The 26582-nt window shown below is 70.6% G+C and carries 23 protein-coding genes; 15 read left to right on the top strand and 8 right to left on the bottom strand.

What is annotated here, in order from left to right; translation table 11 throughout:
* Positions 1-22 precede the first annotated feature (22 nt).
* Positions 23-1714: a family 43 glycosylhydrolase gene (locus OHA64_RS37120; RefSeq protein ID WP_405620809.1), complete on the top strand. Its 1692-nt coding sequence runs from the start codon at positions 23-25 to the stop codon at positions 1712-1714.
* 178 nt (positions 1715-1892) lie between these two features.
* Positions 1893-3014, top strand: coding sequence for a LacI family DNA-binding transcriptional regulator (locus OHA64_RS37115; protein WP_405620807.1), 1122 nt, complete (start codon positions 1893-1895; stop codon positions 3012-3014).
* Between the two features lie 169 nt (positions 3015-3183).
* Here the strand turns inward: OHA64_RS37115 and OHA64_RS37110 are convergent, their stop codons facing one another.
* Positions 3184-4092 carry an SMP-30/gluconolactonase/LRE family protein gene (locus tag OHA64_RS37110; RefSeq protein WP_405620805.1) on the bottom strand — a complete coding sequence of 303 codons (909 nt, stop codon included), beginning with the start codon at positions 4090-4092 and terminating at the stop codon, positions 3184-3186.
* Positions 4093-4128: 36 nt separating this feature from the next.
* Between OHA64_RS37110 and OHA64_RS37105 the strand changes: the two genes are divergently transcribed.
* Positions 4129-4332, top strand: coding sequence for an AsnC family protein (locus OHA64_RS37105; protein ID WP_405620803.1), 204 nt, complete (start codon positions 4129-4131; stop codon positions 4330-4332).
* Here OHA64_RS37105 and OHA64_RS37100 read toward each other — a convergent pair.
* The 4 genes from OHA64_RS37100 to OHA64_RS37085 form a co-directional block, all read right to left on the bottom strand.
* Positions 4319-4867 (bottom strand): TetR/AcrR family transcriptional regulator, encoded by a 549-nt coding sequence (locus tag OHA64_RS37100; protein WP_405620801.1) that lies wholly within the window; start codon positions 4865-4867, stop codon positions 4319-4321. The genes OHA64_RS37105 and OHA64_RS37100 overlap by 14 nt on opposite strands.
* 25 nt (positions 4868-4892) lie before the next feature.
* Positions 4893-5366 (bottom strand): nuclear transport factor 2 family protein, encoded by a 474-nt coding sequence (locus tag OHA64_RS37095; RefSeq protein ID WP_405620799.1) that lies wholly within the window; start codon positions 5364-5366, stop codon positions 4893-4895.
* Positions 5367-5774: 408 nt separating this feature from the next.
* The gene (locus OHA64_RS37090) at positions 5775-6608 is read right to left on the bottom strand and encodes a GNAT family N-acetyltransferase (RefSeq protein WP_405620797.1); all 834 of its coding nucleotides are present in this window, start codon (positions 6606-6608) and stop codon (positions 5775-5777) included.
* 52 nt (positions 6609-6660) lie between these two features.
* Positions 6661-7440 carry an inositol monophosphatase family protein gene (locus OHA64_RS37085; protein ID WP_405620795.1) on the bottom strand — a complete coding sequence of 260 codons (780 nt, stop codon included), beginning with the start codon at positions 7438-7440 and terminating at the stop codon, positions 6661-6663.
* 59 nt (positions 7441-7499) lie between these two features.
* Between OHA64_RS37085 and OHA64_RS37080 the strand changes: the two genes are divergently transcribed.
* Positions 7500-7643: a hypothetical protein gene (locus OHA64_RS37080; protein WP_405624450.1), complete on the top strand. Its 144-nt coding sequence runs from the start codon at positions 7500-7502 to the stop codon at positions 7641-7643.
* 9 nt (positions 7644-7652) lie between these two features.
* Here the strand turns inward: OHA64_RS37080 and OHA64_RS37075 are convergent, their stop codons facing one another.
* Complete coding sequence (locus tag OHA64_RS37075) at positions 7653-8261, bottom strand: NAD(P)-dependent oxidoreductase (protein ID WP_405620793.1); 609 nt, start codon at positions 8259-8261, stop codon at positions 7653-7655.
* Positions 8262-8574: 313 nt separating this feature from the next.
* Between OHA64_RS37075 and OHA64_RS37070 the strand changes: the two genes are divergently transcribed.
* From OHA64_RS37070 to OHA64_RS37060, 3 genes are all read left to right on the top strand, one after another.
* Complete coding sequence (locus OHA64_RS37070) at positions 8575-9756, top strand: FAD-dependent oxidoreductase (RefSeq protein WP_405620791.1); 1182 nt, start codon at positions 8575-8577, stop codon at positions 9754-9756.
* A gap of 72 nt (positions 9757-9828) precedes the next feature.
* Positions 9829-10461: a DedA family protein gene (locus tag OHA64_RS37065; protein ID WP_405620789.1), complete on the top strand. Its 633-nt coding sequence runs from the start codon at positions 9829-9831 to the stop codon at positions 10459-10461.
* 156 nt (positions 10462-10617) lie between these two features.
* Entirely contained in the window at positions 10618-11022 is a 405-nt protein-coding gene (locus tag OHA64_RS37060; RefSeq protein WP_405620787.1) for a VOC family protein, read from the top strand.
* On the opposite strand, the gene OHA64_RS37055 is transcribed toward OHA64_RS37060, so the two are convergent.
* Together OHA64_RS37055 and OHA64_RS37050 are read right to left on the bottom strand one after the other, a co-directional pair.
* Positions 11002-11691 carry a helix-turn-helix domain-containing protein gene (locus OHA64_RS37055; RefSeq protein ID WP_405620785.1) on the bottom strand — a complete coding sequence of 230 codons (690 nt, stop codon included), beginning with the start codon at positions 11689-11691 and terminating at the stop codon, positions 11002-11004. The genes OHA64_RS37060 and OHA64_RS37055 overlap by 21 nt on opposite strands.
* Positions 11692-11829: 138 nt before the next feature.
* Positions 11830-12987, bottom strand: coding sequence for a YihY/virulence factor BrkB family protein (locus tag OHA64_RS37050; RefSeq protein WP_405620783.1), 1158 nt, complete (start codon positions 12985-12987; stop codon positions 11830-11832).
* Between the two features lie 445 nt (positions 12988-13432).
* Here OHA64_RS37050 and OHA64_RS37045 point away from each other — a divergent pair, with 445 nt between their 5' ends.
* The 8 genes from OHA64_RS37045 (at position 13433) to OHA64_RS37010 (ending at position 26502) form a co-directional block, all read left to right on the top strand.
* A complete protein-coding gene (locus OHA64_RS37045) occupies positions 13433-15871 on the top strand; it encodes a Pls/PosA family non-ribosomal peptide synthetase (RefSeq protein WP_405620781.1) in 2439 nt (812 codons plus the stop codon).
* A 106-nt stretch (positions 15872-15977) separates the two neighbouring features.
* Positions 15978-18095, top strand: coding sequence for a non-ribosomal peptide synthetase (locus OHA64_RS37040; protein WP_405620779.1), 2118 nt, complete (start codon positions 15978-15980; stop codon positions 18093-18095).
* Positions 18096-18474: 379 nt separating this feature from the next.
* A complete protein-coding gene (locus OHA64_RS37035; RefSeq protein WP_405620777.1) occupies positions 18475-19467 on the top strand; it encodes a TauD/TfdA family dioxygenase in 993 nt (330 codons plus the stop codon).
* Entirely contained in the window at positions 19464-20498 is a 1035-nt protein-coding gene (gene sbnB, locus OHA64_RS37030; protein ID WP_405620775.1) for a 2,3-diaminopropionate biosynthesis protein SbnB, read from the top strand. Before OHA64_RS37035 ends, sbnB begins: the two co-directional genes overlap by 4 nt.
* Positions 20499-20532: 34 nt before the next feature.
* Positions 20533-21504: a 2,3-diaminopropionate biosynthesis protein SbnA gene (gene sbnA, locus OHA64_RS37025; protein WP_405620773.1), complete on the top strand. Its 972-nt coding sequence runs from the start codon at positions 20533-20535 to the stop codon at positions 21502-21504.
* A gap of 171 nt (positions 21505-21675) precedes the next feature.
* Positions 21676-23310, top strand: a complete 1635-nt coding sequence (locus tag OHA64_RS37020) for an acyl-CoA dehydrogenase family protein (RefSeq protein WP_405620771.1) — start codon at positions 21676-21678, stop codon at positions 23308-23310.
* 362 nt (positions 23311-23672) lie between these two features.
* Positions 23673-25043, top strand: a complete 1371-nt coding sequence (locus OHA64_RS37015; RefSeq protein WP_405620769.1) for a GAF domain-containing protein — start codon at positions 23673-23675, stop codon at positions 25041-25043.
* A gap of 148 nt (positions 25044-25191) precedes the next feature.
* Positions 25192-26502 (top strand): hypothetical protein, encoded by a 1311-nt coding sequence (locus OHA64_RS37010; protein ID WP_405620767.1) that lies wholly within the window; start codon positions 25192-25194, stop codon positions 26500-26502.
* Positions 26503-26582 lie beyond the last annotated feature (80 nt).

Below are 26582 nucleotides of genomic sequence, written 5' to 3'. Positions count from 1 at the left end.
CCGTGTTCCAGGGAGCCTTGACGTGACCCGTCTGATCAACCCCGTCATCCGCGGCTTCGCCCCGGACCCGTCCATGGTGCGGGTGGGCGAGTGGTACTACGTGGCGACGAGTTCCTTCGAGTGGTTCCCCACGATCCCGATCCACCGCTCCCGGGACCTGGCGCACTGGGAGTACGCGGGGCATGTGCGAGCGGCTGCCCCCGGCGGCTCACTGGCCGGGGTCCCCGACTCGGGCGGCATCTGGGCGCCGTCGCTGAGCTGGGACGGGGAGCGGTTCTGGGTGACGTACTCGATCGTCCGCTCGGTCGGCACGCCGTACTTCGACACGGACACGTATGTGTGTACGTCTCCCACGCTCGGCCTCGCCGACGCGGGGGCGCCCCCCTCGGGGCCGGACGGCGAGTGGACCGCGCCGCGCCGGGTGGCGAGCCACGGTTTCGACCCCGCGCTCTTCCACGAGGGGGGCAGACTGTGGCTGTTGAACCTCCAGAACGACCACCGCCCGGACGGCAGGCGCTTCGCCGGGATCGTCCTGACCGAGCTGGACCGGGACACACTGAGTCCGGTCGGCGGCACACACCTGCTGCTTCAGCAGGAACGGCTCATCGAGGGGCCGAAGTTGGTCCGGCGCGAGGACTGGTACTACCTGGTCCTGGCGGAAGGCGGCACCGGGTTCGAGCACGGGGTACGGGTGGCACGGGCTCGTGAGCTCACCGGCCCGTACGAGCTCGACGACCGTCCTCTGCTGACGTCCCGGGACGACCCGTCGCTGCCGCTGCAGAAGGCGGGCCACGGTGAGCTGGTGCGAACGCCGGGCGGTGACTGGGTGTTGAGCCATCTCACGGCCCGCCCGGTCGGCACGCCCGACGGTCCGCGCTGCCCGCTCGGCCGCGAGACGGCGATCCAGGCGGTGACCTGGGACGCGGAGGGCTGGCCCCGGATGCGGCACGGGGGGTGGCATCCGGCGGTCGAGGTCGATGTCGATGCGGATGCCGATGCCGACGTAAGCGAGGCACGCGACGTACGCGAGGAAGGCGAGGCACCGACGAATTCGGCCGCCCCTCGGTCTCGGCCCCAACTACCGGACCACACCGACCCGTTGGGCTGGCCCTGGAGCTCACTGCGCACCGCGTCCGACCCCTCCTGGGCGGACGCCACGACCCGGCCCGGCTGGATCCGGTTGCGCGGCCAGCACGGACCCGAGTCGCGCTGGGCGCACAGCCTGCTCGCCCAGCGCGTCACCGAGCACCGGGCCGAGGCGGAGGTCACCGTCGAGGCGAGTCCACGCACCTTCACGCAGGCCGCCGGGCTGGTGCTCTGGTACAACACCGAGGCCTATCTCGCCCTCGACCTGACCTGGGCGGAGCCCGAGAGTGAGGGGCAGCGGGGGCAGCAGTGGCGCGGGGAGGGCCGTACGGTCCTCAGTCTGGTCGCGCGGGAGGAGTTCGGGACCCGGCAGATGGCCGTGGTCGACGTCGACCCGGCGGGGCCGCTGACCCTCGGGGTGACGGTCGACGGTGCGCAGGCCCGGTTCTGGTACGTCCGGGGCGGCGTGCGGACATCGGTGGGGCCGCCGCTGGACTTCACCACACTCTCCGACGACTACGGGTCCAAGCTGCGCTTCACCGGCTCGATGGCCGGCATCCATGCCGTGGACCTCGTCGACGCGGCGTTCTCGGCCGACTTCGCCGGGTTTCGGCTCACCTGCCGGTAGTGGCCCGCCGTACCAACCCTCGGCCGTTCGAGGTTTCGAAAGTTCTGGGCCGTGAAGACCTGCGAAGTCCGGCCCCTTCCCGACTTCGCGCGGTGAACCTAGGGTAGGAAGCGCTTACTGTTTCCGCTCTGGTCGAAACTTTTCATGGCCCTCGGGCGGGCCGGAGAGGTGGTTCCCGATGGTCCGTACGGGGAGTGCGAGTGTGGCGGCCGGGCCGACCCTTGCGGTCGTGGCCCGCGAGGCCGGGGTGTCCGTGCCGACCGCCTCCAAGGTGGTCAACGGCCGCGAGGACGTGGCTCCCGAGACCCGTCGCCGGGTCACGGAGGCTTTGGACCGGCTCGGCTACGTGCGCAGACCCAGGTTCGACGCGGCGAAATCGTCGGGGCTGGTCGATCTGGTCGTGCACTCGCTGGACAGTTCCTGGTCGGGGGCGGTGTTGCACGGCGTGGAGGCGGCGGCCCACGACGCGGGGCTGGAGGTGGTCGTGTCGGCGGGCCTGACCCGGACCCGGGCCAGCCGCCCCGAGCGCGGCTGGCTCGACAAGCTCATCGCCCGCGGCTCCTCCGGCGTGCTGTTCAACCTGGCCGAGCTCACCGAGTCGCAGTACGCCTGGCTCGACCAGCACAGCATTCCGTACGTACTGATCGACCCGGTGCTGGAACCTCCGGCGGGCGTGGTGTCGGTCGGGGCGGCGAACTGGCAGGGCGGGGTGACCGCGACCGAGCATCTGCTGGCGCTGGGCCATGAGCGGATCGCCGTGATCGCGGGCCATCAGCGCAAGATGTGCAGCAGCGCCCGGGTCGCGGGCTACCGCTCGGCGCTCGCGTCCGCCGGGGTCCGGCACCGCCCCGAGTACGTTCGTCACGCCGGCTTCGACGAGAGCGTCGCCCGCCGCCGCATGCTGGAACTCCTCGACCTGCCCGAGCCGCCCACCGCCGTCTTCGTCTGCTCGGACCGCATGGCGCTCGGCGTCTACGCGGCCCTGTTCGAGCGGGGGTTGCGGGTTCCGCAGGACATGAGCGTCGTCGGCTTCGACGACCTCCCCGAGGCCGGCTGGCTCACTCCGGCCCTCACGACGGTCCGGCAGCCGCTGTCGGAGATGGCGGCGACGGCGCTACGACTGCTGGTCCGGATGATGGAAGGCGACCGCCCGGAAAGCACCCGTACGGAACTGTCGACGCGGTTGGTGGAGCGGGCGAGCACGGCGGGCGTCGGTGCGGCGGGGGTCGGAACAGCCTCGATCGGTACGGCGGGTGGACGGCAGGAAATCGGGGTGGGCGGGGCGGCGCTCGGGCGGTAGCCTCCCGCGCTTGTCACTGCCAAGACGTCGTCGAACGGTGTCCTGGAACGCGACGTGACCGTGGGTGAGGTCCGCGGTGTGCTCTGGTGCCCGGCCTTCCGGCTCCGACCGCGCGCCTCTGGTGCTGAGGGGGCGCGGTGGCGGCAGGCACGCACATCTCGGGGCGTGCCTAGAGACGCGGCGCCCCCGTCGCCGACATCACCAGCGAGTACAGGGACGTGGTGGCGGTGATGAACAGGCGGTTGTTCCTCGGGCCGCCGAAGGTGATGTTGGAGACGCGCCCGGGCACGCGCAGCCTGCCGATGAGGGTTCCGTCGGGGGCGTAGCAGTGGACGCCGTCGTCCAGGGCGGCGGCCCACAGGCGGCCCTCGTCGTCGAGGCGGATGTTGTCGAAGTGGACGTCGCCGCGTGCTTCGGCGAAGACCTTCCGGTCGGCGAGCGTGTCGTCCTCGCGGATGTCGAACACGTCGATCCGGGCGCTCCGCGAGTCGGAGACGTACAGCTTCTTCTCGTCGGGCGACAGGATGACGCCGTTGGGTCCCTCGAAGCCGTCGGCGGCGAGGTGCACCTCGCCCGTCGCGGGGTCGATCCGGTACACGTTGCACGCGCCGATCTCGGACTCGGCGCGATGACCCTCGTAGTCGCTGATGATGCCGAAGTCCGGGTCGGAGAACCAGATCGTGCCGTCGGAGCGTACGACGGAGTCGTTCGGGCTGTTGAGCCGCTTGCCGGCGTACCGGTCGGCGAGGACGGTCACGGTCCCGTCGGGCTCGGTGCGGGTCACGCGGCGGTTGCCCTGCTCGCAGGTGACCAGGCGGCCCCGCCGGTCGACGGTGTTGCCGTTGCTGTGGCCGGCCGGGGTGCGGAAGACGCCGACGGTGCCGGTGGCCTCGTCCCAGCGCAGGATGCGGTCGTTCGGGATGTCGCTCCAGACCAACTGGCGCCAGGCCGGGAGGTACACCGGCCCCTCGGCCCAACGGCAGCCGTCGTACAGCACCTCCAGCCTGCTGTCGCCGTTCGCCCAGCGTCCGGCGCTGAAGTGGTCGTCCAGGATCTCGTACGGGCCGTTGGCGGGCATGACGTCCTCTCCGAAGGGTGGACTCACATGTAAGCAGTGGATGACATCGACCGCCGGTTGATCGGGCTGCTCCAGCGGGACGCCACCCCGTCGTACGCCGCACCGGGCAGGGCGGTGAGCGTGCCGACGGGCGGCGCGCACGAGCCGCGTGAGTCATCCGGGCCACGACGGTGTGTGCGGCGGGACCGCCGGGCCGATGGGCGCGGGCGTATCCCCCGGTGTCGGGTCATCCAGCGGTGAGAACGTGCGCCCACGGCTCGTCGATGTCGGCCAGCCCCAGTACGGCGACCACGTTGTCGAGCATTCCGGCGCCGAACCATTGCCGCACGGCGTCGTCGTCGCCCAGCAGCTGCCGAACGGTGTCCACTTGCTTGGCGTAGCACCGGCGCACGGCCTGAGCTACGAGCGGCTCGCCGGCGGCACAGTTCGCGTGCATGAGGAAACGCAGGATGTTCCGGTCCGCGACGAGCGCGGCGTAGGCGCCGCGCGCCGCATCCAACGCCGCCTCGGACGTCGGCTCTGCCCCACCCGACGCCAGCGAGTGCGCGACCAGGGTTTCGGTCATCACGACGGACACGTGGTCGACCGCCGCCGCGAACAACGCTTGCTTGTTCGGGTACAGGCGATAGAGATACGGCTGAGAAATGCCGACCCACTCGGCGATCTCGTGTGTCGTCGTCCCGTAGAAACCCTTTTGCGCGAAGCAGTCGATCGCGGCGGCCATGATGGCCCGACGTCGTTCGTCGCTCTTCGTGCTGGTACCGGCGGCGGGCATGGGCGTCAGTCAAACACGGCTCCCCTCAGCTTCCAAAAGTCACGCTGCGGTCGGGGGCGGACGGTACGTCGTGCGGTGTGAGCGCCTCGATCGCCACCAGCGGGTTCCAGTAGTCCAGGTAGTGGGTGATGAGCGCGTCGTCATCGGTGCGGACGACGGAGATGCACGTCTGCTCGTACGGCTTGCCGGTCGGCCGTGCGGTGCCTGTCGAGCGGAATTCGGCGATCACGAGACTCGGATCGACCGTCTCGTGGAACACCAGGTCGACGAACTCGACGTCAAAGGTCTCGGGAAAGTTACTCATGTGCGCGACCAGTGCGTCTCGCCCCGACACCCGCCGAGGTACACCGGTCGGCGCGAACGGGAACTCGAGCACCGCGTCCGGGGCGAACAGCGTCACCCATTCGTCGACGCGTCCTGCGGCGGTAAGGCGCAGATGCTCGGCCACGGTGTGCTGGGCGGCGGCGCGGCGGTTTGCGTCGTCTTCCTTGACTGGCATGCCCACTCCTTCATTAGTGGTCGACCTATAACCTACCAGCCCGCCGCTCTGCCCTGGTGGAGAAGGCTGCCGTACATCGGCGCGCGCGAGTGGTTCTCAGGTCTTCCTGTTCCGCGCCCCTGACCAGTGCCGGCCGAGCGAGAACTACTTACGGACTCGGCCCCACGGCTTGAAGACCGAGAGCACCATCGCGAAACTCAGCAGCACCGTGGTCGTCCTTGTCTGCGGAGTGAGTGAGGTACGGGTCAGGTCCGGTCGATCAAGCGCGGGAGACCGCTTGAGATCTTTGATGGCTGGGGTATGGCGGACGGTTGCGACCCCACGCATCCCGCACCGTCAAGGGTCTCTGGACCGAATGCGACGCCGACATGGCTCGCCCGGCCGGGTACCGGCCGCGATGTCAACGGGCTACGCACGCCACAGCCAGGTGGCCCGCTCATACAGCGGCTCGAAGCCGACGCGCACCATGTTGCGCAGCGACGAGTTGTGTTCACCGGGACCTTCCACGCCAGTCTCGGCGACGAGCCATCGACAGCCCTCAGCCGTGGCCGCCCGGACGCGAGCGGTGAGCAGTGCCGACTGGGCGCCACGGCCGCGCGCTTCGGGGAGCGTCGCCCCGCCGAACATGTCGGCGCACTCCCCGTTCAGGAAGACACTCCCGACCGCGACGATCCGCTCCCCCGCCCAGACCGCGTACTGCCGCCAGTTCGCCTTGCCCACGCATGACGCGGCCATCTCGATCATGTCCGGGGTGGTGAATCCGAAGGTGGTCATCATGACCGTGGCACACTCCCGGGCCTGGTGGGCTTCGACGACGCCGACGCGCCAACCCGGATCCAGCGCGGCACTGTCGACGGCGGTGCGCAACGTGTCGATGTCGCAGCCCAGCTTGGTGAATCGACTGCCCTCGGCGAGGCCGAGGCTCGCGGCGGTGGCGGCCCAGTCCCGCGGCAGCAACGGGGGAGCGATCACGAGCGAGCCCTGCGACACACCCCGCCCCCGATAGAAGTCACACACCCGGACCAGGTCGTCGACGGTGATCGGACCGTCGACGCCGAACCCGCCCGCCCGGTTGAAGAAGTGGCTCGGGTCCTCCCGGATGGCCAAGGCCCGCGTCGAGCCGACGTGCAACGAGCCGAGGCCCAAGGCCTCCCGCACGGACGTCGGCGCGCTGGTCGCGAAGTCGGCGTAAGCCATGATCTCGGTCAGCTCGGCGAGGCCGGGCGGCACGGTGGTCGTCATTCGTGGTCCTCCCGAGCTTGGCGGTGATGAGGAAGACGGGTCCCAACTTCCCTCAGGAGGTGAGGACTTCCAGCGCGGCGGCGTGCACACCGGGCGCGGCGGCGAGGTAGCTCCCGCCGGCCAGTTCCCACGGCTTGCCCTCGAAGTCGGTCACGACGCCTCCGGCCTCCTGGACCAGCAGTACGCCGGCCGCGTGGGACCGGACGTTGTCGAACTGCCAGTGCAGGTCCATCCGGCCCGCGGCGACCTGGGCGAGCTGATGGGTCACCGGTACGGAGACCCGCACGTACAGGGCGGAGTTCGTCATCGCGGCGAAGGCGGAGCCCATCCGCTGCGCGAGCTCGGGGTCGTGCCCCGGCTGGGCCTGGCCCGTCCCGGCCAGTGCGCCGTCCAACGACGTCTTGGCCGAAACCCGCAGCCGTACACCGTTGAGGAACGCCCCGCCGCCCTCGGTCGCGGTGAACATCTCGTCGAGGACCGGGAAGTAGACCACCGCCAGCACCGGGCGGCCGTCACGGACGAGGCTCACGCCGATGTTCCAGTCGGGCATGCCGTGCACGGCGTTGACGTTGCCACCGACCGGGTCGATGAGCCACCACTCACCCGTGGCCAGCGGACCCGATCCGTGTTCGTCGTTGAGCCAGCCCGCGCTCGGCAGGGCCTCGGTCAACGCTGGGCGCAACGTGTCGACAACGGCCGCGTCATTGGCCTGAAGGCTCGCGAGCAGTTCGGGGAGACCGGGCTGACGGGACTCGGTGGAATAGCGCGTCATCATCCGGGCGCCGGCGTGACGGACGGCGGCGACGGTGGCGGCAAGCAGTTCCTGGCTCATGGGATGCTCCTGAAGTGAGTTGATCGAAGTGGATCTATATCTGGTTAAGATTTACTTTTATGCAATTGGACTTGAATCTGCTGACCGTGCTGGACGCCCTGCTCGAAGAGGGCAGCGTGATGGGCGCGGCCGAGCGGCTGCATCTGTTGCTGCGGGTGCCGACGGAGAGCCCCGTCGACACCGACGAGATCACCGCCTGCTGACCGCACCGTCTACTGCGCCAACGGCAGGGCCACGACACCGGGAAAGCCAGGGGTCTCGGCTTCGTCGAGCATCGCCGCGGCGACGGTTTCCCGGCTGACCTTCGCACCGAGGTCGAAGGCGGGCCCGGCCTCCAGGCCGACCGTGCGCCGACGGGGGCTTTCCGGCCCGTCGGCGAGCATCCCGGCGTGGAAGACGGTGCCCCCGGCCGCAAGAACCGTGTGGTCGGCTTCGACCTTGTCCGCGAGCCGGGCGCCCAGCACCGTGGCGAGCACACCCGCGCCCTCCCCCGCCACGTCGGCCGACGGGCCCGTGCCGTAGGCGCCGAGCCAGATGACGCGCCGCGGGCCGGCGGCGACGACGGCCCGGGCACCGGCCAGGAGAGTCCCGGCCCGGTCCGTGCCGAGCGCGGAAAGGACCACGGAATCCGCGTCCACGACGGCGGCGATACTGGCCGCGTCGTTCACGTCGCCCGCCACTTTGCGCAGGTTCGGGGAGTCGGGCAGGACGATCCGCTCGGGATCACGCGCGATGGCGGTCACGGTGTGGCCACGTCGCAGCGCCTGTCGGGTGAGGGCCATTCCGGTCTGCCCGGAGGCCGCGAGGACGGTGAGGTTCATGCCGAGAACGCTAGGGAGACCATCACTTAACATCAAGTGCAAATAACTGACTTGATGAGTTACCCAAACGCAATCAGCTCGGCGGGCAGTAGAGCGGCAGCGGACATGGCGGCGGACACGTGCGGAACGCGATGCGCCGCCTGCCTGGCTGAATGCATATGAGTAAATCTCTCATTGACTAAATTGCATTTGAGGCAAGCGGCAGCTGCTCCTAGTGTCGAGACGTGCCTCTGGGCCGTACCTCGCTGAGAAGGAAAGCCCCTCACACCGCATCGGCACTCACTGCCGAACCAGGCAATTCAACTCCCGCTTCATGAGCCTTCAGACGCGCTGCCCGTCTCGGCGGCGACTCAGGCACCCCCGTCCGCGACGCGAAGGAGTAAAGAAGTTGTCCACGAAATTCACGGTGATCGTCGGCGGCGGCCTGGTAGGGCTCACAGCCGCGGCCTCCCTCAAACTCATCGGCCACGAGGTCATCGTGCTGGAACAGGCGCCGCGCATTCGAGCCGTCGGCGCCGGCATCGGCCTGTGGGCCAACGCGCTGCGAGAGTTCGACCACCTCGGCATCGGCCCGGCAATCCGCGACATGGGCATCGAACAGAACACGTGGTTCTTCAGCCCTGCCGGCGATCCGGTCCGCGCTCCTGGTTACACCGACAGCGATCATCGGTTCCTCCTCGTCCCGCGCCCCGAGTTGAACAACCTCTTGGCCGACACCATCGGCCGCGACCGAATCCGCCTCGACGCCCACGTGACCGGATACACCGAGACCGGATCGGATGTCGTCGTGCACCTCGCCAACGGCGAGACACTTCGCACCGATCTCCTGATCGGCTCGGACGGCGTCCACTCGAACGTGCGCAAGCAATTGGTGCCGGGGAGCGACGTCGTAACGCACTTTGGCCACTACGCCTGGCGAGCGATCGTGCCGACCGGCAAACAAGCCTCAGAGGCCACCGTGCTCACCGTCGGCCACCGCCGAACCCGCGGCGGGTACGCGAGTATCGCTCGTGATCGGACCATGTGGATGGTCAACCAGTTCGATGCCGGACCACTCACCGGAAGCAAGCGCGAACGGGCACTGGAACGCGCACGGAATCTGGCCGAGGCGGGATGGAACGACGAACTTTTGTCCCTGATCGCCGAAACACCGGAGGAATCCATCCTGGAGAACCAGGTCACGCTGGTCCCGGAACTGCCCCGTTGGACCAGCACGCGCGTCGCTCTGATCGGCGACGCCGCGCACGGACTGTCCCCCCACATCGCTTCCGGCGGCACTCTCGGCATCGAAGACGTCGGCGTCCTGCGCAGCAACCTGACAGCCGAGGCCGAACTGGAAAAGGCCCTCACGACCTACGAGCGCGCCCGCAGCGCCCGCTTCGACACGGTCCGCGAGCATTCCGCCGCCGTCGAACATGCCGGCGACGCTGTCGAATTCGCGCAACGCTACGCCGCCTTCAGCCGCTGGATGCTCACCACGGCACCCGCCACCTGACACACCGGCCGACGCAAGAATCAGGGAATCACCCGTGAATTTCCGTACCGTACACCGAGGGGCGAGTAGCAGATGCCGGACTGGATAAATCTCACGGAGTCGTTGATAGCGTCGCCCGCACTCTACGCCGTACTCATCGCGGTGTCCTTACTCGACTCTTTCCTCCCGTTGATCCCGAGTGAACCCGTCGTGATCCTCGCCGGTATCGCGGGCGCAACCGGACAGACGAACATCATGCTTGTCATCGCCGCCACGACAGTCGGCGCCTTTCTCGGCGACCTCGTTCCCTACGCCATCGGCCGGTTGATGGGGGAACGCGTATTGAAGCGCCTGCCAGTCGGCACCAAACGCCGGAAGGCGTACAACTGGTTCAAGCGCGAACTTGAATTACGCGGCGGTTTTGTACTCGTCTCCACGCGATTCATTCCGGTCGGACGCTATCTCGCCACGGGAACTGCGGGAGTGGTGAGATACCCACTGCGCAGGTTCATGCTGTACGTTGCGATTTCGACCTCCACATGGAGTTCCTATACCGCACTGTCGGGATACCTCGGTGGCGTCTTCTTCCAGGAGAATACGCTTCTTGCTATTGCCGTCGGCGTCGGGCTCGCGTTCGCGGTGACCGGTGCGGTGGAGTTCTCACGATATGTTCGGCGCCGTAGGAATCCTGTCAAGCCGGACGATATCGTCGCCGAATATCGTTGAGCGCGGAGCTTTCAGGGAACCGCTCCCGCCCGGGCAGGGTGCGCCCTTCCCGCAGCCGGCCGACGGGGACGTCCGGCCCGGCGAGGGCCGCGTGGCCTTCCGGTGACGTCCGATTCGTTCAAGACTCCCCGTTCGAGCGCCGCCTACGGTGGCCGTATGAGTCCACGATTCGATGCCATCGGCCTGGTGGCCTCCGACATGGCCGCCTCCGTCACCTTCTACCGCCGACTCGGCTTCGCCTTCCCCGAGGGCGCCGAGGACGCGCCACATGCCGAGGCCGAGCTGCCGGGCGGACTGCGGCTGTTGCTCGACACGGAGGAGACCGTGCGCTCCTTCCTTCCCGGGTGGCAGCCGCCGGCCGGGGGCGGGCGCGCCTCGCTCGCGCTGCGGTGCGACAGTCCGTCCGAGGTCGACTCCGTGTACGAGACCCTGGTCGACGCCGGTCACCACGGTGAGCTGAAGCCGTGGGACGCCTTCTGGGGGCAGCGGTACGCCGTGGTGCTCGACCCGGACGGCAACGGCGTCGACCTGTTCGCGCCGCTACCCGGAGCGGGCCAGTAGACGACTGAGCGGCATTCCCGCCAACTCCCGTACCTCCCGTGCCAGATGGGCCTGGTCCGCGAACCCGGACCGGGCCGCCGTCTCCGCGAACGGGACCCCGGCGCGGGCCAGCGCGAGGGCGCGTTGCAGTCGGAGCACCCGGGCGAGTGTCTTCGGGCCGTAGCCGAAGGCCGTCAGGGAACGGCGGTGCAACTGGCGGGCGCCGAAGCCGAGTTCGTCGGCGGTGGCGGCGACCGGGCGGCCCCTGTCGAGGGCGGTGACGAGCCGTCGTAGGAGCGGGTCCGGGGGTTCGGCGGCGGCGGCCCAGCGCAGGGCCACCTCCTCCAGGCCGCTCGCCGGGTCGGCGGCCGCGTTCACCTGCGCGGTGAGCCGCCGCACCTCGGCGGCCGGGCGCAGGTCGGACAACGGCACGCGCCGGTCGCGCAGCTCGTGCGCGGGGACTCCCAGGAGGGCGGGCGCGGTGCCGGGGTAGAAGCGGACTCCCGCCCAGCCGCTCGGCCCGCCCGTGGGGACGTACGCGCGCGTGTCGGGTCCGGCGACCAGGAGCCGGCCCTCGTTCCACAGCAGGTCCATGCACCCGTCGGGCAGGACGGACGCCGGTCCGGAGCCGGACGGGGTGTTCGTCCACACCACCGCCCCGGCCTGCCGGGACGCCCGCTCCGTGTACACGTGAGCCAGGCTACGCCGTCGGCAGACCGGTCACCCGGCCCCCCGTTTACCGCGCCACCACCGACGTCGCGGGCCGCGCCCCGCGCCCAGAACCCCACGCCCCGGGGCTTCGACTGGTTGCCAGTGCCGCGGCAGGCGCTAGGAACCCTCCGGCTTGTGCGGCGGGTGGGGGTTCTTCACGTGCGTGCGCAGGCGGGAGGTCAGGTCCTCCGGGGGCAGGAAGCGGGACCAGCGTTCCGGGAACTCGGAGGGCATGTCGGGGTCGTCGGGGTCGTAGGGGGCGTTGGGGTCGGTTTCGCGGGCCGCGGTGGCGCGGGCGACGTACTCGGCGACCTGGGCCTCGCGCAGGCGTTCGTTGGCGGCGCGGGCCGCGGCCGTCGCGGCGGCCGGCCAGACCCGGTCGATGGCCGCGTTGACCGCGGCGCCGACCAGGACGGCGAACGCGGACACACCGATCCACAGCAGCACGGCGACGGGCGCGGCGAGCGAGCCGTAGATGGTGGGGCCCTCGACGGTGTTGGTGAGGTAGATGCGCAGCAGGAAACTGCCGAGCACCCACATGCCCAGGGCGACCAGGGCGCCGGGCACGTCCTCGATCCACGGGGAGCGCACGGGCACCGACACGTGGTAGAGCGTGGTCAGGAAGACGATGGACAGCACGATGACGACGGGCCAGTAGAGCACCTGCACGACCGTCGTGGACCACGACACGATGTTCACCACCGCGTCCGGCCCGGCCACCATCAGCGGCAGCGCGATCGAGCCGATCAGCAGCGCCACGATGAACAGCAGGAACGCCATCAGGCGGGTCTTCACGATGCCCCGGACGCCGTCGAGGCCGTACATCACGGTGATGGTGTCTATGAAGACGTTCACCGCACGGGACCCCGACCACAGGGCGAACAGGAAGCCGATGGAGATGACGTCGGGCCTGCCGCCCTTCATCACGTCGTGCAGGATCGGCTGGGCGATCTGTGTGACGCCCTTGTCGGACAGGACAGTGCGCGAAGCCTCCAGGAGGTTGGTCTCCAGGCTCGCGATGGTGTCGGCGCCGGTCCAGTCGTCGACGTAGCCGAGCAGCCCGATCATGCTGAGCAGCAACGGCGGGACGGACAGCAGCGTGAAGAACGCGGCCTCGGCGGCCAGGCCCAGGATCCGGTACTCCATGCACGAGTTGACGGTGTCCTTGAGCAACAGCCAGGCGGTCCTGCGCTTCGAGACGTTCCGGTAGAGGGCACGCGCCCGGTGGAGACGCCCGGAGGCGGGTGGTTGGGGGGAGTCACTTGCTGCCTGCACGATCCCAACGGTATCCGTCGCGCGAGGCTGCGCTCATCCCGCGGTGTCCCAACCGTGAGGGCGTGGCGATCGATAATCGTTCATGAGTAAATCGAACCATTTTCCTGTCATGTCCGCGTTGGCCTAAATGTCGCACATGGACGACCGAACCCGCGAGGCGAATCACACCAGCCGTTCGGCGAGTTCCCTGGTCGGAGGCGGAAAAGGGTCGAAAGCCTGTCCGATCGATTCGACGAGCGCCACCGAAAAAGCGCCAATGACTGAAACGCCCTTGAACCGTTCATGAATTCCTCGCAAGAATTCGTCTGCATTGAAACGCCCCTGACCAGGGCGCCATCGCATCCCGTCATCACATCACCCCTTTCACGCGGGCATCACATTCCTCTTCTTTTCGTCTTGTCGCATTTCATGTACGACGCCTCAGAAACTGCATCAAGGAGCGCCCGTGGGGGGAAATTCCGGCGCCGGCACCGAAAGCGTTCTCGCCGAGGTGCTGGCCGGTGTAGTACGCAAGGAACACATACCGGTCGACAGCCATTTCTTCGACGATCTGGGCGCCAACTCGCTGGTCATGGCCCACTTCTGCGCCCGGGTCAGGAAACGCCCGGACCTGCCGGCGGTCTCCATGCGGGACGTCTACGGCCATCCGACGATCCGCCGGCTGGCGGCGGCCCTCGCCGAGACACCGGCCGAGGCACCCGTGGCCGTCCCGGCCGAGCCGCACGAGCCGGGCAGCACGGCACGGTACGCACTGTGCGGGACCCTGCAGTTCCTCGTCTTCGCCGGGTACTGCCTGCTCGCCGGGACGGCCACCGCCCGCGGATACGACTGGGTGGCCGGCGCCGACGGCGTGGCCGCGGTCTACGGCCGCTCGGTGGTCTTCGGCAGCGCCCTGTTCGCCGGCGCCTGCGCTCTTCCGGTGCTGGCGAAGTGGCTGCTGGTCGGCCGCTGGAAGGAGACCGCGTTCCCGGTCTGGAGCCTCGCCCACCTGCGCTGGTGGACGGTGAAGGCGTTGTTGCGGGCCAACCCGATGGTCCTGTTCGTCGGCAGCCCCCTGTACGTGCTGTACCTGCGGGCGTTGGGCGCGCGCATCGGCCCCGGCGTGACGATCCTGTCCCGCTCGGTGCCGGTCTGCACCGACCTGCTGACCATCGGCGCCGGCACGGTGATCCGCAAGGACTGCCACTTCCTGTGCTACGAGGCGCGCGCCGGACGGATCCGCACCGGTCGCGTCACCCTGGGCAGCGGGGTGTACGTCGGCGAGAAGACCGTCCTCGACATCGGCACGACGATGGGCGACGACTCCCAGCTCGGCCACTCCTCCGCCCTGTACGACGGCCTCGCGGTCCCGGCGGGACAGCGTTGGCACGGCTCACCGGCCCAGCGCACCGACATCGACCACGTCCGGATCCCGCCGGCGCACTGCTCCACCGCACGCCGGTTCGGATACGGGCTGGCGGGCCTGCTCCAGACGCTGCTGCTGTACGTCCCGCTCGGCCTCGGCGGCGCGCATCTGCTGCTCACAGCGGCCCCCGAGCTGGAGGTGCTGTTCGCCCCGGACTCCCAGGACCTGGCCTCGGCCCGCTTCTACGTCGAGGCGCTCGCGCTGTCCCTCGCGTTGTTCACGGCCTTCCTGGTCATCGGCCTGGCGATCGTGACCCTGGTGCCCCGGCTGCTGCGGCCGTTCCTGCGCCCGGACCGGGTCTACCCGCTCTACGGCTTCCACTACTCGGTGCACCGGGCGATCGCCCGGCTGACCAACATCAAGTTCTTCACGTGGCTGTGCGGCGACAGCTCGTACATCGTCCCCTATCTGCGAGCCCTCGGTTACGACCTCCGCGCGGTGGAGCAGACCGGCTCCAACTTCGGTACCGAGGTGCAGCACGAGACGCCGTACCTGGCCACGGTCGGCAGCGGCACCATGGTCGCCGACGGGCTGTCGATCGTGAACGCCGACTTCTCCGCCACGTCCTTCCGCGTCTCGCGCACCACGATCGGTCCGCACAACTTCCTCGGCAACCACATCGCCTATCCGGCGGGCGGCCGCACCGGCGAGAACGTCCTGCTGGCGACGAAGGTGATGGTCCCGCTCGACGGGGAGATCCGCGAGGGCGTGGGCCTGCTCGGCTCGCCCTGCTTCGAGATCCCCCGCTCGGTGGAGCGCGACACCCGTTTCGACCATCTCCGGGAGGGTGACGAACTGCGCCGCCGGCTAGGCGCGAAGAACCGGTACAACCTGCGCTCGATGGGCCTGTTCCTGTTCATCCGCTGGCTGCACTGGTTCGGCCTCACCGTGCTCGGCTTCACCGCGGTCGACCTGTACGGCGTCCACGGCGCCGCCGGCGGCCCGCTGATCGGCGCGTCCCTGATGGCCGCGCTGGTGTTCACCGTCTTCTACTACGTCCTGGTGGAACGGCTGATCGGGCACTTCCGGCCACTGCGGCCCCTGCTGTGCTCGATCTACGACCCGCGCTTCTGGCATCAGGAACGGCTGTGGAAGGTGCCCGCCCACCACCTCGTGGTGTTCAACGGGACCCCGTTCAAGAACCTCGTCTGGCGACTGCTGGGCGTCCGGCTCGGCCGCCGGGTCTTCGACGACGGCTGCTCCATCACCGAGCGCACGCTCACCGCGATCGGCGACGACTGCACACTCGCCGCGCACACCAAGGTGCAGGCCCACTCGCAGGAGGACGGCACCTACAAGTCCGACCACATCACGATCGGCGCCGGCTGCACGCTCGGGACCGGCTCGCTCGTGCACTACGGCGTCTCGATGGGGGACGGCGCCGTACTCGCTCCCGACTCCTTCCTGATGAAGGGCGAGGAGATGCCACCGGGGGCGCGGTGGGGCGGCAATCCGGCGGTCGCACGGCGGCCCGCCTGACAACAACAGGCGCAACAGACACAGCAGGCACATCAGGCACAAGACGCTGCACACGCGCGCGGCGCGCGACAGCAGGGGCAATGCAAGGGCAATGGGGGAAACCGTCATGGCAACAGTTCCGCGCTGGGCGCTCGATCCGGTGCCGGGTACGGCCGAGTACGACGTGCCGCTTCCGGCGGGGGTGGCCGCCGGGCCCGCCGAGGTGCTCGCCGCCCACCACCGGGTCCTGGCGGCGCTGTCCGGCGAGAGCGAGACCACCACCGACACCACCGACGACTCCGGGCTGTGGGTGAGCGTCAGGTACCGCACACTGCGGCTGCGGTACCGCACCGATCTCCTGGACGCCCAGGCTGCCGCCCGGATCGCGGGCTACCACCTCACCGCCCTCGCCGAACCCGGGCGACGAAGCCTGCTGTCACAGGACGAACTCCGGTACCAGCTGGAGCAGTTGGCGGGACCGAGCCGGGAGCTGCCCGACCGACGGGTCCACGAACTGTTCGAGGAACGCGCCGCCGCCCACCCGGACGCGGTGGCCGCCGTCCACGGCGACCGGTGCTGGACCTACGCCGAACTCAACTCGCGGGCCAACACGTTGGGCCGGGCCCTGCTGGCACGGGGCCTGGAGCGTGAGGGCGTCGTCGCCGTCGTGATGGAGCGGAACCTGGACTGGATGGCGGCCGTGCTGGCCGTGCTCAAGGCAGGCGGGGTGTACCTGCCGGTCGAGCCGCACTTCCCGGCCGCGCGGGTCACGGCCACACTCGACCGCGCGGGCTGCGCCCTCGTCCTCACCGAGCACGGCAGCGACGCCGCCGTCGAGGGGACGGCCCGGACCCTGTTCGTGGCCGACGCGTACGCCGAGGCCCACCCGGACGGCGATCTCGGGGTGCCCGTCTCGGCCGGTCAACTCGCCTACATCTACTTCACGTCCGGCTCCACCGGCGAGCCCAAGGGCGCGATGTGCGAGCACGCCGGGTTCCTCAACCATGTGCTCGCCAAGCTCGACGACCTCGGTATCGGCGCCGGGGACGTGGTCGCACAGACCGCGCCCCAGTGCTTCGACATCTCCCTGTGGCAGCTGCTGGCCGCGCCGGTGGCCGGCGGGCGGACCCTGCTGGTCGGCCAGGAGACGATCCTGGACGTGCCCCGTTTCGTGGACACGGTCGTCCGGGGCCGGGCCAATGTGCTCCAGCTCGTGCCGTCGTATCTCGAGGCCGTGCTCGCCGAACTGGAGCAGCGGCCGCGTGAACTGCCGGACCTGCGCTGTGTGTCGGTCACCGGCGAGGCGGTGAAGAAGGAGCTGGTCGAGCGCTGGTTCGCGGCCCGGCCCGGGACACCCCTGGTCAACGCGTACGGGCTGACGGAGACCTCGGACGACACCAACCACGAGGTCATGCGCCGGGTGCCCGACGAGGACCGGGTGCCGCTCGGGCGGCCGATCGCCAACGTGCGGGTGTACGTCGTCGACGAGGACCTGACGCCCGTGCCGCTGGGGGCGCCGGGCGAGATCGTGTTCTCCGGGGTCTGTGTCGGCCGCGGGTACGTCAACGATCCCGAGCGCACGAAGGCCGCGTTCACCGATGACCCGTACCGGCCCGGTGAGCGGCTGTACCGCAGCGGCGACCACGGGCGCTGGCTGCCCGGGGGGAAGCTGGAGTTCCTCGGCCGCCGGGACAGCCAGGTGAAGATCCGGGGCTTCCGGATCGAGATCGGCGAGATCGAGAACGCGCTGCTGCGGGTGCCCGGCGTCCGGGACGGCGCGGTGGTCGTGGTCCGCGGCACCCGGCTGGCGGCGTTCTGCACCGGTCCCGAGCCCGTCGGCGCGGACACGGTACGGGAGCGGCTGGCCGCCTCGCTGCCCGCGTACATGGTCCCGGCGGTCGTCCACTGGCGGGAGCGGCTGCCGCTGACCGCCAACGGCAAGACCGACCGCCTCACGCTCACCGCCCTCGCCGAGGACCTCGACGCGGGGATCGACGAGGCTACCGGGACACCGGACCGGCCGGGGACGCCTGACGAGCGTCGGATGGCGGCCGCCTGGGCCGAGGTGCTCGGTGTCCCCGAGGACCGGATCGGCCGCCTCGACCACTTCTTCGACCGCGGCGGCACCTCGCTGGCCGCCGTGAAACTGGCGATCGCCCTGAACCGGGCGATCACCCTCAAGGACGTCATCCGCCGTCCGGTCCTCGCGGACCTGGCCGGGCTCCTCGAACGACCGGCCTCTTGAATCCTCCCCCAGCTGAAGCCTGGGGATTCCTGGCTCACGCAGCCTGCGGGTCAGCGACCCAACAGGTCTTCCACGATCAACACCAGCCGGGTTGAAACCAGCCCGGTTTGATACGGCAAAGCTTGGTGGTGCATGTGCTGTCTTGGCTCTCGATCAACACGGTGTACGCGCTTGGTTCTCGCAACGGACGGCGTGCAGCTTACCCGATCAGGTGGACGGTGTTTCGCCCTGAGGGCGATATCCCGCTTCCTGCCCTGCCCCGCAGGAGTCCGAGTCCTCCCCGACCTGAAGGCCGAGGCACCTTCGGAGGAACACGGTGAACCGCGGGCGCCCGTCCCCGGTCGACCGCTCAAGCGCACCGCCCGAAAGGAACATCCAGATGTCGCCCTCGTCTCCGACGCTGCTCCCCGACGTCGAGCTCGCACCCGGTCGTCCGCCCCTTGTGTACGCCGAGGCCGCCGGCGATCCGGCGCGCTGGGCCGCCGCGCACCGCGACGCGCTGCGGGCCGCGGTCGCCGGGCACGGCTCGGTCCTGGTCCGCGGGCTGGGCCTGACCGACGCCGCCGCAACGGAAGCCGTCTTCCGTCGGCTGGCCGGCTCACTGATGGCCGACCGGGAGCCCTTCGCGCCCAGGCGCCGGTACGCGGACGGCGTGTACTCCTCCACCAAGTGGCCGGCGAACCAGCAGATGTGCATGCACCACGAGGCGAGCTACGCGCTGGAGTTCCCGGGCCTGCTGCTGTTCGCCTGCCTGGAGGCACCCGGAACGGGCGGCGCGACCTGTGTGGCCGACGGCTCGGCCGTGCTCGACGCGCTGCCCGCCGACCTGACCGAGCGGTTCGAACGGGAGGGCTGGCTGCTGAACCGCACGTACAACGACGAGATAGGCGCGTCGGTGGCCGAGGCCTTCGGCACCGACGACCGCGGCGCCGTCGAACGCTACTGCCGCGGCCACGGCATCGCCTGGGAATGGCGGCCGGACGGCTCCCTGCGCACCAGCCAGCACCGCAGCGCCGTGGTCCGCCACCCGGTCACCGGCCGCCGCTGCTGGTTCAACCAGATCGCCTTCCTCAGCGAGTGGACGATGGATCCCGAGGTCCGCGAGTACCTGGTGGACGTGTACGGGCCCGACGGGCTGCCGTTCACCACCCGTTTCGGGGGCGGCGACCCGATCGACGAGGACCTCGTCCGCACCGTCAACGAGGTGTACGAGGCCCACACCGTGCGCGAGCCGTGGCGCGCCGGAGACCTGCTGCTCGTCGACAACATCCGCACCGCGCACAGCCGGGAGCCCTTCGACGGCCCGCGCGAGGTGCTGGCCGCGCTGGGCGACCCGGTGCGGCGCTCCGACTGTGAGGTGAGGACCGTATGAGCACCGTGGCGAGCGTGCCGCCGTTCTCGGTGATCTCCGGCGAGCAGGTCCAACAGGCGCTGCGCGGACGGGAGTCGGAGATCGGCGACCTCGTCGAGGCCGTCTACCGGCTGCATGGTGCCGGTGACTCGGTGAACCCGCCGTCGTACTTCCTGCGCTTCCCGGACCGGCCTTCCTCGCGGATCATCGCGCTGCCCGCCTCGCTGGGCGGGCCGCTTCGGGTGGACGGCGTGAAGTGGATCTCCAGCTTCCCGGAGAACACCAGGTCTGGGCTGCCGCGGGCGTCGGCGGTGCTGATCCTCAACGACCCCGACACCGGCTATCCGTACGCCTGTCTGGAGAGTTCGGTCATCAGCGCCACCCGCACGGCGTCCTCGGCGGCGCTCGCGGCCCACACGCTCGGCGCCGGGCGGGAGCGGCCGCGGCGGGTCGGCTTCGTCGGCACCGGGCTGATCGCCCGCTACATCCACACCCATCTCACCGCCACGGGCATGGAGTTCGAGGAGACGGGCGTGTACGACCTGTCCGCCGACAGCGCGGCGGGCTTCCGGGGGTACCTGGAGCGGTCGGGCGCGCAGGGACGGATCACCGTGCACGAGGGAACCGAATCCCTCGTCCGGTCGAGCGACCTGCTGGTGTTCGCGACGGTCGCGTCCACGCCGCACGTCCACGACCCGCTGTGGTTCGAGCACCATCCGCTCGTGCTACACGTCTCGCTCAGGGATCTCGCACCGCAGATCCTGCTCGGGTCCGCCAACTTCGTCGACGACGTCGAGCACTGTCTGAAGGCGGAGACCTCCCCGCACCTGGCCGAACAGGTCACCGGGAGCCGGGAGTTCGTGGACGGCACGCTGGACGACGTACTGACCGGGCGGGTCGCCGTCCCGACGGACCGCACGGTGGTGTTCTCGCCCTTCGGGCTGGGGGTGCTCGATCTCGCGGTCGGCAGGTTCGTCCACGACGAGGTGGCCCGGCAGGGCGAACTGCGCGTCGTCGAGGGGTTCTTCCACGAGCTGCGCCGGTACGGCTGACCGCGGGCACGTGGTGCACGAGGAGGGGGGCGGCATGCCCGTCATTTCCGATCCCGCGCAGTTCAACGAGGAGGACCTCTACGTCGACCTGCGGGCCGCGTTGGGGCTTCCCCTGTATCTGAAGTGCGAGGGGTTCAACTTCGCCGGGTCGGTCAAACTGAAGGCCGCGGCCGAGATGGTCGACGCGGCCGAACGTGAGGGCCGGCTGCGACCCGGCTCGGTGCTGGTCGAGTCGTCGTCCGGGAACCTGGGCGTGGCGCTCGGCATGATCGCGGCGAGCCGGGGTCACCGGTTCCTGTGCGTGACCGACGCGCGCTGCAACCGGGCGAGCGTCCGCCTGATGGAGGCGCTCGGCAGCCATGTCCATGTGATCGACGAGCCGGACCTGCACGGGGGGTTCCTGGGCGCCCGGATCGCGTACGTGCGGGCCCTGTGCGCCGCCGACGAGAGATACGTGTGGCTCAACCAGTACACCAACCAGGGGAACTGGCGGGCGCACTTCCGCACCACCGCGCCAGCCATCGCCCGCAGCTTCCCGGACCTGGACGTCCTGTTCGTCGGGGCCGGCACCACCGGGACCCTGATGGGGTGCGCCCGCTGGTTCTGGCAGTGGAGGCGCCGGGTACGGGTGGTCGCCGTCGACAGTGTCGGCTCGGTGACCTTCGGCGCCACCCCGGGCCGACGGATGATCCCCGGGCTGGGCACCAGCGTGCCGCCGCCGCTGCTGGACGAGTCGTACGTCGACGACGTGGTCCACGTCGAGGAGACGGACACCGTGCGGGTGTGCCGGTTGCTGGCCGGTCGGGGTTTCCTCTTCGGGGGTTCCACCGGGACCGTGGTCAGCGGGGCGGGCCAGTGGCTCGCCCGGCACGGGGGCCGCGAGCTGACGGCCGTGGCCATCGCACCGGACCTCGGCGAGCGCTACCTCGACACGGTCTACCGCGAGGGCTGGCCGGCGGACGTCACGGAAGCGGAGGTGCCGGCGGCCTTGGCGGGGCTCGTCTGAGGGGCTTGCCGGAAGGCCGGGCGGGTGGGCCGCGCGGGGGGTGAGGTGGGCGGTGCGACCGTGGACCGCACTGCCCACCTCACCCACCCGTGCCGCCCCGCACCATGTCATGCCCGTTCCGCGCGCCATGTCATGGTGGTGACCTCCGGCATGACGGGTAGGTTGCGTGACATGGCAGGCAGCACCCACACCGTGACCAATCAGCCTCCGCCGCTGGTCGGATACAACGTCTTCACCGCCGACCGCGCCCTGACGGCCGCGGTGGAGCGGCACACCGACCCCGATCTGCTCGACGAGGTGCACGGCGAGCTGGCGGCGCTCGGCCGGGCCTCCGGTTCGGCACAGGCGCAGGAGTGGGGGACGCAGGCGAACGAGAACCCGCCGCGGCTGCGCACCCACGACCGCTACGGCCACCGTCTCGACGAGGTCGACTTCCATCCCGCCTGGCACCGGCTGCTCGGCAAGGGCGTCTCGGCGGGCCTGACCGCGGCCTGGACACGGCCCGGCGGGCATGTCCGGCGTGCCGCAGCGTTCCTGGTGTGGACGCAGGTCGACGCCGGCAATCTCTGTCCCCTGTCCATGACCCACGCCGCGGTGCCCGCCCTGCGCACCGACCCCGCGCTCGCCGCGGAGTGGGAGCCGCGGCTGACGTCCATGGTCTACGACCGCGAGCTGCGACCGGCCCCGCTCAAGGCCGGGGCGCTGTTCGGAATGGGCATGACGGAGAAGCAGGGCGGCAGCGACGTACGCGCCAACACGACGGCCGCCACCCCCCTCGCGGAGGACGGTACCTACGAGCTGACCGGCCACAAGTGGTTCTGCTCGGCGCCGATGTCGGACGGGTTCCTGGTGCTGGCGCAGGCACCGGAGGGGCTCACCTGCTTCCTGGTGCCGCGTGTGCTGGCGGACGGCGACCGCAACGTGTTCATGATCCAGCGCCTCAAGGACAAGCTGGGCAACCGGTCCAACGCCTCCGGGGAGGTCGAGTTCGACGGGACCTGGGCGCGCCGGGTCGGCGAGGAGGGGCGGGGGGTACGCACCATCATCGACATGGTGGCCGCGACCCGCCTCGACTGTGTGCTGGGGTCGGCGGGCCTGATGCGGCAGGCCGTGGCGCAGGCCGTCCACCACTGCACGTACCGCGAGGCGTTCGGCGACCCGCTCGCCGACCAGCCGCTGATGCGCAACGTGCTGGCCGACCTCGCCCTGGAGTCCGAGGCGGCGACCACCCTCGCACTGCGGCTCGCGGCGGCCTACGACGACGGTGGCGAGCAGGAGCGGGCGCTGCTCAGGATCGCGGTGCCGGCCGCCAAGTACTGGGTGACCAAGCGGTGCCCGCCGGTGGCGGTCGAGGCCGCCGAGTGCCTGGGCGGCAGCGGGTACGTCGAGGAGTCCGGTCTGCCCCGGCTGGTGCGCGAGTCGCCGCTCAACTCGATCTGGGAGGGCGCCGGGAACGTCCAGGCGCTGGACGTGGTGCGGGCGCTGCAGCGGGAGCCGCAGGCCCTGAACGCCTACCTCATGGAGGTCGGCAAGGCACGCGGCGCCGATCACCGTCTGGACGCGGCGGTCAAGGACCTGCTGACCGAACTCGGCGATCTGGAGGGCGTCGAGGGACGGGCGCGGCGACTGGCCGAAAGGCTGGCGCTGGTGCTCCAGGGCTCGCTGCTCGTGCGGTACGCGCCGCCGGAGGTCGCCGACGCGTTCTGCGCGGGCCGCCTGGGCGGCGACGGCGGCGCGGCCTTCGGCACCCTGCCCAGCACCCTGGACCTGGCGTCCGTGGTGGAACGGGCACGGCCGGAGTCCTGAGCCGTCGGCGGCCCCCGACGGCCTGATCCGCCTGCGGCCCGATCTGAGCGCCCCGGACACGCGGTGCCCGCATCCGCGCACGGGACGCGGGGGTGATGCTGCGCCGACACGGCACCACCCCCGCCCTGGGCCCGTTCCGGGCCGGTGACACCGCTCGGGGCAGCGTCGCTCAAGTGTCAAGCACAGTGCGGCCGACCCACCAGGGTTGCAAGGGGTTGCAACTTGTTGGTGACTGTGTGCGGACTGTGCCCTTCCGTCCCGGGGCAGACGGCACTATGAGACGGACAGTCAAGACGGACCGGTCGGCCGTGGCCGAAAGACGGCACCCACCGGTTGTCCCGAGCCTGCTTAGGGGGAGACCAGTGGCGCTCTCGCCGACCGACGTGACGCGGCTCGCCGTCGTGGACTCGGCGCGGGCGGCCCGGGTACTCAGCGAGGTCCGCTCCGCCAGGCTGTCCGGGCAACGCGCGCCCGTCGCGCCGCGCCCGGTGATCGAGCAGTCCTGGGGACGGATGCTGCGCGGCGGGGTCGATCCCGACCACGACTTCAGAGCGGGGCTGCTGTCCCACGAGGAGGTGCGGCGGCGCCGGGAGACGACGGCCCTGCGGCATGTGCTGCCGGTGCTGCGGGAGGGGTTGCTGTCGGTCGCGGACGTCGCCCACCACATCATGGTGATCGCCGACGACGAGGGCCGGGTGCTGTGGCGCGAGGGCAGTTCGCCCGTGCTGCACAAGGCCGACGGGCTCGGCTTCGCTCTCGGCGCCGACTGGCGGGAGGACGTCGTCGGCACCAACGGCGTGGGTACTCCGGCCGTCGTACGGCGTCCCGTCCAGGTCTTCGCCTCCGAGCACTTCGTGCGCTCGCACGCCGCCTGGACCTGCGCGGGCGCCCCGATCACCGATCCGCGGGACGGGCGGCTGATAGGCGTGGTGGACGTCAGCGGACCGCTCGAGACCATGCACCCGGCCACGCTCGCCTGGGTGGACTCGGTGGCCAAGCTCGCCGAGTCGAGACTGCGGGAGCTGCATCTGGCCTCGCTGGAGCGGCTGCGCGCGGTGGGCGCCCCGGTGCTGGCGGGGCTCGACGGGCGGGCCGTGGTGGTGGACCGGGACGGCTGGACCGCGACGGTGACCGGGATGCCGTACACGAACCGGGTGCCGCTGCCCAAGTCGCTGTCTCCGGGCCGCCGGTGGCTGCCGTCGCTCGGACTGTGCGCGCTGGAGCCGTTGGCGGGCGGCTGGCTGGTCCGGGTCGCCGAGGAGCCGGTGCCCGGCGGCATCACCCGGATCGTGCTGGACCTGGCGCTGCCCCGGCGCTGTTCGGTGACCGTGTCGGGCTGCGCGGGCTCGTGGAGCCACGAACTGACACCCCGGCACGCCGAGTTGCTGTACCTGCTGGCCCGGCACCGGACCGGCCGCAGTGCGGCGGGCCTGGCGGAGGACATGTTCGGCGACCCGGCCCGTACGGTGACCGTGCGCGCCGAGATGTCCCGGGTACGGCGCTATCTCGGGGGGCTGCTGGAGCACCGGCCGTACCGATTCGGCGAGGACGCGGAGGTCGAGGTGCTCCTGCCCGCCGACCCACGCGACCTGTTGCCGCACTCGACGGCTCCGGCGGTGGTGACCGCGCGCGCCACGGAGCCGGTCCGCACGAGACCCCGGGCAGACCCGAACGGAACGTCGAGCGGACCCGAACGGGACGTCGAGCCGCCGCACGCCGTCGCGACAACCTGAGCGCCCCAGGAGTACATCTTCCGCATAATTGCAGGGTCTTCGTCCCCCACGGCCTCCGACTGCCGTAGCATCCGTCTACGGGCCACCCCACCTGCTCCTCGGTCAACGTACGGATCACCAGGCGCAGTTGCCCGCCTCGGGAGGATGCATGAAACAGCGCGGCAGACACCGTCGGCGCAAGCGGGGCAGAGCACTGCGTGCCTTCCTCGCCGGGACCGCTCTCGCGCTGACGGGCGCGGCCACCCTGATCAGCGCCTCGCAGGCCACGGTCGACGGCAACCCCGGGGCCCTGAAGCCGCTCTCCTCGGCCACCGACACCGCCGCGCTGGAGCTCCAGGCGAAGCAGGTGCCGCAGCGCTCCCTCGACCGGCTCGCCTCGGCGATGGGCCGGCCGGTGGGCGTCAGTGCGGTCCTCGACGACGCCGACGACAGCCTGCGCGCCCCGGGCTCCTGCGCGGGCGAGGAACGCACGGCGCTGCCCGTCGAGCCCGCCGCGACCCGTGCCTACTGCTGGAGCGCCGCCGACACCCGCTCCTGGCGGGCCGGCGCGGTCACCACCTCCGGGGACGCCGACGACGACGGCGTCTGGCGCCAGAACCGGGTGATCCTCTCCGGCTGGTCCCAGGCCGCCGACACGCCCGGCCGCGCTCTCGCCCGGGTCGCCTTCGTCGACGCCAACGACCTGGGCCGCCTCCGCTACACCTGGGTCCTGCTGGTCGTCCCGGTCGACGGCGGCCGTGACTACCGGGCGCTCGCCTCGCGGCTGTCCGGCATGGTCTGGTACCAGGACAAACTGCTGGTCACCGCCGGCGACAAGGGGCGCGACGCCCTGTACGTGTACGACATGAACCGGGTCCAGCGCACGACGGTGGACGCGGACGCGGTGGGCCGGGTGGGCGACGGCTGGTCGGCGCACGGCTACCGGTACGTGCTGCCCGCCGTCGGGTCGTACCGGCTGACCGGCGCGGACGGCGCCGTCCGACCCGAGAACATCTCCCTCGACCGCACCACGAGGCCGGACAGCCTGGTCGCGAGCTCGCAGCCCGCCGCCGACGAGGACCGGCCCGCCCGCCTGTGGCGCTACTCCTTCTCCACGGCCCCGGCCTCCACGGCCCCGACGCACACCGCCCGGGCCGGACTGCTGGCCACCGACACCACCGGCCGCGCCGGCCCCTCCGAGGCGTACAAGACCGAGGGCTCAGACATCGGCGGCGTCCTGTCGTACCGCGACAACTGGTACGTGGCGCGCGTCGGCTCCGGCGACGGGCACGGCACGCTGTGGCGGCAGAACCGGGACGGCGCGCAGGCCACCCGGTGCGGGCCCGAGGAGCGGCGCAACTGCTGGATCCCGGACACCCCGTCCCTCTCCTACTGGGAGGAGAGCGGTGAGGTGTGGACCCAGTCGGAGCGGATGCTGTTCGCCCTGCCGCTGGCGTCGATCGACAAGGCCCTGAAGTAGCGACGCGTCGGCCCGGCAGCGCACGTGAGGCGGCCGGGCAGGCGATCGACAGACCGATCGCGGTCGTGATTCCCTGACCG

It is taken from the genome of Streptomyces sp. NBC_00076, assembly GCF_045041235.1.
Taxonomy (GTDB): domain Bacteria; phylum Actinomycetota; class Actinomycetes; order Streptomycetales; family Streptomycetaceae; genus Streptomyces.
The sequence above is the reverse complement of the archived record's forward strand: the minus strand, read 5'-3'. Positions and strand labels throughout refer to the sequence as shown.

Excerpts from the sequence above, each read along its gene's own strand:
- sbnB (WP_405620775.1), top strand. The coding sequence starts at position 19,464 with ATGAGCACCGTGGCGAGCGTGCCGCCGTTCTCGGTGATCTCCGGCGAG.
- OHA64_RS37095 (WP_405620799.1), bottom strand. The coding sequence starts at position 5,366 with ATGCCAGTCAAGGAAGACGACGCAAACCGCCGCGCCGCCGCCCAGCAC.
- OHA64_RS37070 (WP_405620791.1), top strand. The coding sequence starts at position 8,575 with ATGAGCCTTCAGACGCGCTGCCCGTCTCGGCGGCGACTCAGGCACCCC.
- OHA64_RS37075 (WP_405620793.1), bottom strand. The coding sequence starts at position 8,261 with ATGAACCTCACCGTCCTCGCGGCCTCCGGGCAGACCGGAATGGCCCTC.
- OHA64_RS37060 (WP_405620787.1), top strand. The coding sequence starts at position 10,618 with ATGAGTCCACGATTCGATGCCATCGGCCTGGTGGCCTCCGACATGGCC.
- OHA64_RS37110 (WP_405620805.1), bottom strand. The coding sequence starts at position 4,092 with ATGCCCGCCAACGGCCCGTACGAGATCCTGGACGACCACTTCAGCGCC.
- OHA64_RS37100 (WP_405620801.1), bottom strand. The coding sequence starts at position 4,867 with ATGCCCGCCGCCGGTACCAGCACGAAGAGCGACGAACGACGTCGGGCC.
- OHA64_RS37010 (WP_405620767.1), top strand. The coding sequence starts at position 25,192 with ATGAAACAGCGCGGCAGACACCGTCGGCGCAAGCGGGGCAGAGCACTG.
- OHA64_RS37115 (WP_405620807.1), top strand. The coding sequence starts at position 1,893 with ATGGTCCGTACGGGGAGTGCGAGTGTGGCGGCCGGGCCGACCCTTGCG.
- OHA64_RS37065 (WP_405620789.1), top strand. The coding sequence starts at position 9,829 with ATGCCGGACTGGATAAATCTCACGGAGTCGTTGATAGCGTCGCCCGCA.
- OHA64_RS37080 (WP_405624450.1), top strand. The coding sequence starts at position 7,500 with ATGCAATTGGACTTGAATCTGCTGACCGTGCTGGACGCCCTGCTCGAA.
- OHA64_RS37085 (WP_405620795.1), bottom strand. The coding sequence starts at position 7,440 with ATGAGCCAGGAACTGCTTGCCGCCACCGTCGCCGCCGTCCGTCACGCC.
- OHA64_RS37040 (WP_405620779.1), top strand. The coding sequence starts at position 15,978 with ATGGCAACAGTTCCGCGCTGGGCGCTCGATCCGGTGCCGGGTACGGCC.
- OHA64_RS37035 (WP_405620777.1), top strand. The coding sequence starts at position 18,475 with ATGTCGCCCTCGTCTCCGACGCTGCTCCCCGACGTCGAGCTCGCACCC.
- OHA64_RS37020 (WP_405620771.1), top strand. The coding sequence starts at position 21,676 with ATGGCAGGCAGCACCCACACCGTGACCAATCAGCCTCCGCCGCTGGTC.
- sbnA (WP_405620773.1), top strand. The coding sequence starts at position 20,533 with ATGCCCGTCATTTCCGATCCCGCGCAGTTCAACGAGGAGGACCTCTAC.
- OHA64_RS37090 (WP_405620797.1), bottom strand. The coding sequence starts at position 6,608 with ATGACGACCACCGTGCCGCCCGGCCTCGCCGAGCTGACCGAGATCATG.